This is a genomic window from Sphingomonas sp. CCH9-E2 (assembly GCF_001557215.1).
Taxonomy (GTDB): domain Bacteria; phylum Pseudomonadota; class Alphaproteobacteria; order Sphingomonadales; family Sphingomonadaceae; genus Sphingomonas.
Genome location: NZ_LSJM01000303.1, coordinates 1 through 9,345, shown reverse-complemented (window position 1 = coordinate 9,345; position 9,345 = coordinate 1). Strand labels below are relative to the sequence as shown.

The window sequence follows — 9,345 nt, the reverse complement described above, 5'->3', positions numbered from 1 at the left end:
GCGCAGCGGGGGGTAGAGGGGCGGCTGAGCAGACAGCCGTGAACAGTTCCGCGAAGTTCCGCCCTCTGCGAGGGCGGCCCCTCCGTCAGCGCTTACGCGCTGCCACCTCCCCTGCGGGGCAGGGGAGGAATTGAGGTGTCCTCACCCCGCGTCGCCTTCGCCATCGCTGCGCCCCGCCTTCAGCGCCTCATGCCGGTCGATCGACTTCTGGATATGCCGCCGCGCCGCGCGCCGTGCTGCCACCGGGTCGCCCGCCACAATCGCCGCGTAGATCGCCTCATGGTCGCGGTTGATCATGCGGGCGTAGCGCTGATGCTTCCGGGGGTCGTTGCCCTGCAGATACAGCTTGCGCGACGGCACCAGACGCACGCCTAGAAACTGCGTGAAGCGCACGAAATAGGCGTTGCCCGTCGCCCGCGCGATGGCCGCGTGGAAGGCGGCGTCGGCGGCGACCGATCCTTCCGCCTCGGTGCTCGCATCCATCGCCGCCAGCGCAGCGCGGATGTCCGCCAGGTCCGCCTCGGTCCGGCGCTCGGCGGCCAGCGCGGCCATTTCGGCCTCGAACCCCATGCGCATTTCCAGCAGGCGCAGCACGTCGTCGATCGCGCTGACCTCGTCCGGCGTCACCTGGAACGCGCGATATTGCGCGCCTTCCGCGACATAAGCCCCCGACCCGCGCCTCGACACCAGCAACCCGCGCGCGGCAAGGCGCGAATAGGCCTCGCGCACCACGGTGCGACTGACGCCAAAGCTCTCGGTAATCGCCTTCTCGGTCGGAAAACGCGAACCGGGGGGCATTTCCCCCCGTTCGATCTGTTCCTCGAACCGCTGAACCAGATCGTCGGCCAGCGATGCCGCCTTGGTCACCGTCATTACGGGACCGATAGCATTGCGCGGCTGGGGCTGGCTAGGGTGTGAAATCAGGACGTTGCTGCTGGACATAGGCGTGCCAATCGGGTTCGCGCTTGAAATCGGGACCGCCGCTCCACGCCGCGCCGGCATAATAGACAAAGGGCTTGCCCGGCGTAACCCGGACCAGAATCAGATAATTGTCGGCATCCTCGGCGAAGCCGGCGAACGCGGCCGGATCGATCATCACCGCGCCCGCCATCGCGCCCTTGTCGGGCGTTTCCGGCCCCCACCAGATCAGCCGCGCCCGCTCGCCGTCCTTGGTGACCTTGCCCAGCGCGGTGCCGGTGGGGCGCTTGGACAGGCCGATCGCAACCGTCAGCGGCTCGGCGCTGCTCGACGCAATCGTCGATGTCATCCGGATGAAGTTGCTGTCCGGCGCCAACGCGAACTGCCGCGTCTCGGCCACGTTGCGCGCGGTGTCGACCGGCCAGGCGGGATAATCGACGCTGAACGCCGCACGATCCGGCCCGGCGCTCTCCATGCGCGGGTTCACATAGTTGCGCGACGTCCACAGCTTATTGTCGTGCCAGATGCCCAGGCCCCCGATCCCGCGCCCGGTACCGACATTGTAGAAATCGACGCCCTCACCCTGATCCTGATGCTGGTCGCCGGTGCGCAACTGCCGGTCCATGAACGGCCAGCGCACGCGCTTGCCCCACGCATCGATGCCGGAGGAGGAGGGCGGCTCGGCAGCTTCCAGCGGTCGGCCATAGATACGGAATGCGATCCGGTCATTCTCGAACAACAGGTCGCCATAGCGATAGTCGGCGATCGACACCGCCGCGCGCGTCGCCTGTTCCTCCGCAGAAGCCGGGCGCAGCGGCTTGCGCTCCTGCGCCCCGGCCGTCGGAGCGGCCAGCAGCACAAGTGCGGCGATGCTCCCGGCAATGCGACCTGTGCGCGCGTTCGACATCCTATCCTCTCGACTATCGCGTAGTTGTGTGACAACCTTATCTGCGACTATGCGTCAATTGGAAAGATTGTGGCACCGGTGTCAATCACAATTCGGTGCCGGGCCGATCAGGAGAGGGCTGCGACGGCGATGCTGCGTGGCCAGACTGGAAGGAAATGTGATGGCGTTGATTCTGCTTGCCCTTGCCGGAGCCGCCCCCGCTGCCTCCGCCGCTCCGGTGACGGTGCCGGCGGCCGAAGCGCGCGCGCAGCTGCCCCGCCCGGACGCGATCCTGGCGCAGGTGCGCCGCGTCGCCGACTGGCAGCTCGCCAACCGCACCAACTGGGCGACGATGCCCGCCGCCCGCAACAGCGTTCGCAACCCGCGCGACTGGCAACAGGCGACCTTCTGGATCGCGTTGACCGAACTGGCGAAGCGCGATGCCCGCTACGCCCCGCCGCTGATGGCATTGGGCCGGGAACAGGCGTGGAAGCTCGGCGACAATCCCTTTCACGCCGATGACCAGCTGATCGGCCAGGCGTGGATCTGGGCCGCGCGCAACGGCGCGGGCAGGAAGGCGCTCGCGCCGACCATCGCCTATTTCGACAAGGTCCTCGCCCAGCGTCCGACCGGCAGCCTCGAATTCATCCCCGGCGCGCCCGGCGCGGGCTGGTCGAAATGCACCGATCGCTGGTGCTGGTGCGACGCGCTATTCATGGCCCCGCCGACGTTGCTCCAGCTTGCGCGCGTGACGGGCGACCAGCGCTACGCCGATTTCGCGCATGAAGAGTTCAAGGCGACCACCGACTATCTCTACGACCCCGTCGAGAAGCTCTATTTCCGCGACAGCCGCTTCTTCGACACGCGCGATGCCAAGGGGCGCAAGCAATTCTGGAGCCGCGGCAATGGCTGGGTGATGGGCGGACTGGTGCGCATGCTGGAGGCGATGCCGCGCAAGGACCCCCGCCGCGCCTATTATGAAGGGCTGTTCCGCGACATGGCGGCAAAGCTGCTGACGCTGCAAAAGCCCGATGGCTATTGGTCAGCCTCGTTGCTCGACACCGATCCGGGCACCCCGCCCGAAAGCAGTGGCACCGCCTTTTACACCTATGCCTTTGCCTGGGGCGTCGACGCCGGCCTGCTTGACCGCGCGACCTATCAGCCCGCGGCGGTCCGCGGCTGGGAGGCGATCGTGCGCGCGGTGCAGCCCGACGGCATGCTCGGCTGGGTCCAGCAGGTCGGCGACCGCCCCGACAGCGTGTCGGCGCAGGAAACCCAATTCTATGGCGCGGGCGCTTTCGTGCTCGCCGGTACCGCGATGGCCGATCTCGCGCGGAAGGAGTATCGTTGATGCGTTCGTTGTTGCTGATCGCCCTCGCAACCCCGGTCGCCGCGCAGGCCGCGCCCGCCGACCGCCGCGCCGATGCGCCGGCTGGCCCGATCTACGCCGATGGCGTTGCGCCGATGGACACCAGCGTCACCACGCGCCTGTCACCCCAGCTCGAAAAGCTGATCGAGCAGCTGCTGCGCGATGGTAAGGCGACGAAGATCGACGGCGTCGCCGTGTTCGGTGGCGGCGACAAGTTCCTCCCCGGCAAGATCGCCGCGACGATGGCCCACCGCATCGTCGCGCTCGAACCCAATGACCCCCGGCTCGACCAAAGGCTGCGCGAGTTCGCCGACATGGCCGACCTGACTCTCGCCAACGACAATGAAAGCTGGGGCCTCTATTACTACATCGCCGCGCTGCACGACCTGCACGCGCGCGGCCTGCTCGAGCGCGCAGTGCGCCCGGCAACGCTCGCCACGCTCAAGCAGCGGCTCGACTGGCGCCGCTTCGTGCGGCCCGATCTCAGCCTGATCAACCTGCCCAACAACTATTACGGTGTCGCATTCTCGATCGCGCGCTTCCGCCATCTGCTCGGCTGGGAGGATGCCAGCGCGGGCGATCAGTTGCTCGCGCGGATGATCGACCATTATCGCAAATATTCGGGCGAGTACGGCTTTGCCGACGAGACCGAGGGGAAGGGGCGGTTCGACCGCTATTCGGTGCTGCTGATCGGTGAGATCGCGCACCGCCTGCTCGAAACCGGGATGACGCCGAGCGACGAGGTGAAGGCGTGGTTGCGCAAGTCGGTCGACCTGCTGCTCCCGCGCTTCAACCTCCATGGCGAGGGGTTCGAGTACGGACGCAGCATCGGCACCTATGGCGACACCGCCTTCCTCGAAGTGCTGACCGCCGCCGCCTTGCTCAAGGTGATGACCCCGGTCGAAGAGCGCATGGCCTATGCCTTCTCCAGCCGCGTCACCGCGCGCTACATGGATTTCTGGATCGATCCGGTGAGCGGCTCGGTCGATTTGTGGGGTCGCACCGCCTGGGGTCAGGGGCGACGCACCGATGTCTATCGCGGCGAAGCACGCATATTGGGGGAGAATTTCAGCCTCGCCCGCCAGCATATCTACACCAACGCGATCTGGAACCGGCTCGGCTATCGTGGGCAAGCGCCCGATCCGGGCTTTGCGCGCTGGCTCGACACGCTGCCGCGCTCGACCATGACCTGGTTCGCGCGCGGGCTGCACGATCGTGGGCTGGTGACGATCCGCGACGGCAAGCGGATGATTTCGCTCCCGATCATCAACGGGGCGGAGGGGCAGCATATGAACAACCCCTATTTCCCGATCCCCTTCTCGCCCGGCATGCTCGCCGGGTCGGCCGATGCGACCTTCCCCCAGCTGCTCCCACGCATCACGCTGGCCGATGGCGACGTGCTGATGCCGCTGGCGTTCTTCAAGGACATGCGCGTCACCCGGCGTGGCGGGGTGACCGAAGTCAGCTGGCACCAGACCGCGCTCGACCGGATGGGTGGCAACGACGCGCGTCTCGACGCGCGCGCGTCGATCGAAACGCGCTATCGCTTTTCGCCGGGCCGGATTGAGCGGCGCGACCGCATCGTCCCGGCCGAGGGCGTCAGGATCGCGCGGATCGATATGGAGTTCGCCACCTTCTCCGACGATCCGGTCAGGCAGGCAGGCGGCATGCGGTTCGCGCGCGGCGCCGTGCAGCGCTTCGCCGCCTCCGGCTATGGCGATTGCGATGCGAAACCTGCCTCGGACCCGGTCTATCGCTCGCCCACCGGCCCGTTTGCGACCGTGATCAAATGCGGTCGTTCCACAGGTGAAATGCCTCGGTCAGTCATAGAAGTCAGCTGGTCATTGTCATACAACTAGCCCAAAAGGGTGATTGACGCCGATTGGTATAGTTGTCATACACATCCATGACACCGGTATCAGCCGGGCCGCGATTTGTGTCCCGCCATCGGGGAGGATGAGGATGAAATTGACTTCGGGCATCGCGCTGCGCGGATCGCTGCTGGCGAGTGTGGCATTGTCGATCGGCGTGCCGGCCTTTGCGCAGGATGCCGCACCGCCACCCGCCGCTCAGCCGGACGAGGAGGAAATCCTCGTCACCGGCGCGCGCGCGACGCAGCGCAGCTCGATCGACTTCAAGCGCAACGCCGATGTCGTGGTCGACGGGCTGGTCAGCGACGAAATCGGCGCGACCCCGGACAACAGCGTCGGCGATACGCTCGAGCGAATCGTCGGCGTCTCGGCGGACCGGTTCAAGGGCAATGCCAACGAATTGTCGGTACGCGGCCTTGGCCCGACGCTCAGCTTCTCGACCTTCAACGGGCGTGAGGTCTCGACCGCCGGTCCCGACCGTTCGGTCGCCTTCCAGCAATTCCCCTCGGAACTGGTCAACGGCGTGCTGGTCTATAAATCGCAGCGCGCCGACTTCCTCGAAGGCGGTGTCGGCGGAGTGATCGAACTGCGCTCGATGCGGCCGCTCGACTATGGCAAACGTCGCATCCAGTTCGAAGTCCGCGGCGATTTTCAGCCCAAGGACGACGACGTCTATCAGCATGATGGCCTCGGCTATCGCGCCAACATCTCCTACACCGATCAATTCTCGACCGGCCTCGGCGATATCGGCATCTCGATCGGCTATCAGCGGCAGGATACGACCGCGCCCGAGGATTATTACAACGCCAACGCGACCTTTCAGCTGTGCAACACCTCGGCGCTGAATCCGTTCGTGCTGACCGGCACGACCGCCGTTCAAACTGCGGCGGGCGCGAACCAGAACTGCGTCAATGCGACCGCCCCGCGCACCGTCAGCGGCACCGTGGTCGGTGAGACGCGGGGCGATTATTACTTCGCCAACAGCTCGCGCAGCTTCCGCACCCAGCAGACATCGGAAGTTCGCGACGGCATCATCGGCGCGCTGCAATGGCGACCGCACAGCGACTTCGAAATTGCCATCGACGGACAATATTCGAATCGCGCAAGCCTTGAGGACCGCAACGTTCTCGGCATCACCGAAGGGCTGCGCGGCGTCCAGCCGCTGATCATCAGCGACGGCGCGAATGGCGATCGTCCGGGCGCGCTGCTCAGCTATCGCGGCAACTCCAACCTCGAAAACCAGCTCGAAACGCGCCAGCGCAACGAGGAATATCTGGGCGGCGGCCTCAACCTGATCTGGTCGCCCGATCGCTGGAACATCGCGTTCGACGGCTCATATTCGCGCAGCCACCGCACCGAAACGCAAAAGCAGACGCGCATGCGCTCGACCACGCGCGTGCCCTACACGCTGACCTATGACGGGGATAACGTCGTGCCGACTGTCGATTTCGGCACGTTCGATATTACCAACCACGCCAATTTCCTCGCGACCGGAAACACCGCGGTCTATGCGCGCAACCGCTTCGTCACCGATCGCGAAGACGAGATCTGGGCGGCGCGCTTCGATGTCACGCGGGAGCTGGACGGGTTTATCACCTCGGTAAAGGTCGGCGGTCGTTTTTCCGACCACCACCGGACCAACGACAATGCCCGCAACAACGATCTGAACACCATCCCGGGCACCACCGCCGAGGTCGCGGCGCGCATCACGCTGGCGAACCAGCAGTGCCGGGTGCCGTTCACGACCAGCAGCTATATGTCGGGCATGGGTGGCAACGTCACGCGCTGGGCGACCTTTGACAATGACTGCCTGTTCCGCACCTTCGCCGGCAGCGACGACGCGCTTCCGATCCCCGCCGATGGCCGCGATCCCAGCGACATCAATGTGCGTGAGCGCATCTGGTCGGCCTATGCCATGGCCAATTTCCGCCAGGACGAAGGCGCGCTGCCGTTCAGCGGCAATATCGGCTTGCGCTATGTGCGCACCAACATCACCTCGATCGGCTATCGCCAGCCCTATCGCATCGTGATCGACACACCGGGCGACAGCTACGCCGTCAGCGTCGATCCGGCGGGCCAGCTCCAGACCAACACGCTCAAGGGCCAGTATGAATATCTGCTGCCCAGCGCGAACATCTCGTTCGACCTGACGCAACAGCTCAAGCTGCGCCTTGCCGCCTACCGCGCGCTGGCGCGGTCGGGGATCGAGAGTTTCGGTGCCGGCATCAACCTGAACCCGTCGGCGGGGACCGGGCTCAACAACATCGTGTTCAACGCGACCACCGGCAACCCGAACCTCAAGCCGCTGCGCGCATGGAATCTCGACGCCAGTGTCGAACTCTATGCGTCGAAGGACACGCTACTGTCGGTCGCGGGCTATTACAAATGGGCCAAGGGCACAGTCATCGGCCGGTCCGAGCCGGTGCCGACCGACATCACCGTCACCACCATCCGCGATGGCGGCACGCCGACGACCGAAACCTTCACGATCGCACCGGTCGGCCCCGCCAATGACAGCGAGACGCGACACCTCTACGGGATCGAGGCGACGTTCAGCCACGTCCTGACCTGGCTGCCCGATCCGCTCGACGGATTCGGCGTACAGGGATCGGTCAACCGCGCCTTCGCCAATTTCGAATATCCCGATACCTCGCCGATCGCCGCCTATGTCGACGATGCCAATCTGATCGGCCTGTCCAAATGGACCGCCAGCGGATCGGTATGGTACGAGAAATGGGGCCTCTCGCTGCGTGCGAATGTCCGCTACCGTTCCGATTACTACAAGCCCAATGGCGGCACCAACCGGTACATCCGCCCGGGCACCTATCTCAATCTGTCGGCACAATATGACCTGACCAAGAACGTCCAGCTCAAGCTGCAGGCGCTCAACGTCACCGGAGAACCGGACATCATGTACAAGGGCACCTACGACAATATCGCCGAAGTTTCGAAGAGCGGCACGCAATATTTCTTCGGCGTCCGGGTTCGTCTGTGAACCGCACCAACCTCGGCTGGGCCATCCCTCTCTCGGTCCTCGCCACCGTCGCCGCCGCGGGGTTTGCACCCCCGGCGGCGGCCTTTTCTTCCCCGTCGCAATGTGCCGGCGTCGAAGGCTATGCCGCTGCGTTCGATGGACGTCGCACCTTCACCTTGCGCCCGTCCGAGCTGACCGCGATCAAGGCCGCGCTGCCGACCGACGCAAAGGCCAAGGCGGAACTTGCTGCGCTGATCAAGCGCGCCGATGCGATCCTGGCACGCAAGCCGGGAACGGTGCTCGACAAGCGGACCATCCCGCCGTCGAATGACCGCAAGGATTATATCAGCCTCGCCCCGTACTGGTGGCCCGATCCCGCCAACCCGACCGGCCCCTATGTCCGCCGCGATGGCGAGGTGAATCCCGAACGCGAGACCAATCGCTTCGACCGCACGGCGCTGGGTCGGATGGGCAGCGACTCTGACCTGCTCGGCCTTGCCTATTATTACACCGGTGATCGTCGTTACGCCGAGCAGTTGGCAAAGATCGTCCGCGCGTGGTTCCTCGACCCGGCGACCGCGATGAACCCGAACATGAACTACGCGCAGATGGTCCCGGGCCGCTCCAACGGACGTCCCGAGGGCGTGCTCGACACCAGCGCGTTCATCGGGGTCATCGACGCCATCGGCCTCGCCGCGCCGTCCGGCGTGCTGGCAGCGGATGAGGTCAAGGCGCTGGAGGGCTGGTTCTCCCGCTATCTCGACTGGATGCTGTCCAGCCCGAACGGCAAGGGCGAGGGCGCAAAGAACAACAATCACGGCATCTGGTACGACGCACAGGTCAGCCGCTACGCGCTGTTCGCCCGCCGCCCCGACCTGGCGCGCAAGATCGTTGCCGACTTCCCGAAAAGGCGGATCGTGCGACAGATGGAGCCGGGCGGCGCACTGCCCGACGAACTCGCCCGCACCCGCAGTGCCCATTATTCGATCTTCGCAATCGAACCGGCCTATATCGTCGCCGACAGTGCCGCATGTCTCGGCGTCGATCTGTACAGCTGGAGCGACGGCAAGGGCCGTTCGCTCCGCGCCGCCACCGACTTCATCGCCGCCTATCGCGATCGGGCCGCTGCCTGGCCGCACCCGGAAATGAAGTGGCCCGCCAAGGAGCTCGACGCGCTGCTGCTGCGCGCAGATGTCGCGTGGTCGGGCGTGTGGCCGCGTCGGGCCGAGGGGGACATGGTCCTGCGCTATCGGGTGCGCTGATCCCTGTTACCCCTCCCTGAAAGGGAGGGGCTAGGGGGTGGGTTTAGCGGCGGGCGAGGCTCGAT

General features: G+C 65.6%; 6 protein-coding genes. 4 read left to right on the top strand and 2 right to left on the bottom strand.

The features are described from left to right. Positions 1–141 precede the first annotated feature (141 nt). Positions 142–873 carry a FadR/GntR family transcriptional regulator gene (locus AX681_RS13940; protein WP_066659417.1) on the bottom strand — a complete coding sequence of 244 codons (732 nt, stop codon included), beginning with the start codon at positions 871–873 and terminating at the stop codon, positions 142–144. A gap of 34 nt (positions 874–907) precedes the next feature. Continuing rightward, a complete protein-coding gene (locus tag AX681_RS13935) occupies positions 908–1,825 on the bottom strand; it encodes a DUF4861 family protein (protein WP_066659419.1) in 918 nt (305 codons plus the stop codon). 160 nt (positions 1,826–1,985) lie between these two features. Between AX681_RS13935 and AX681_RS13930 the strand changes: the two genes are divergently transcribed. The 4 genes from AX681_RS13930 to AX681_RS13915 all read left to right on the top strand — a co-directional run bounded on the left by AX681_RS13930 (position 1,986) and on the right by AX681_RS13915 (position 9,280). Next, positions 1,986–3,155 carry a glycoside hydrolase family 88/105 protein gene (locus tag AX681_RS13930; protein ID WP_066659425.1) on the top strand — a complete coding sequence of 390 codons (1,170 nt, stop codon included), beginning with the start codon at positions 1,986–1,988 and terminating at the stop codon, positions 3,153–3,155. Next, positions 3,155–5,032 (top strand): hypothetical protein, encoded by a 1,878-nt coding sequence (locus AX681_RS13925; protein WP_066659427.1) that lies wholly within the window; start codon positions 3,155–3,157, stop codon positions 5,030–5,032. The genes AX681_RS13930 and AX681_RS13925 overlap by 1 nt, the downstream gene beginning before the upstream one ends. A gap of 103 nt (positions 5,033–5,135) precedes the next feature. After that, positions 5,136–8,039: a TonB-dependent receptor gene (locus AX681_RS13920; protein ID WP_066659437.1), complete on the top strand. Its 2,904-nt coding sequence runs from the start codon at positions 5,136–5,138 to the stop codon at positions 8,037–8,039. Next, positions 8,036–9,280 (top strand): alginate lyase family protein, encoded by a 1,245-nt coding sequence (locus AX681_RS13915; protein WP_197421890.1) that lies wholly within the window; start codon positions 8,036–8,038, stop codon positions 9,278–9,280. The genes AX681_RS13920 and AX681_RS13915 overlap by 4 nt, the downstream gene beginning before the upstream one ends. Positions 9,281–9,345 lie beyond the last annotated feature (65 nt).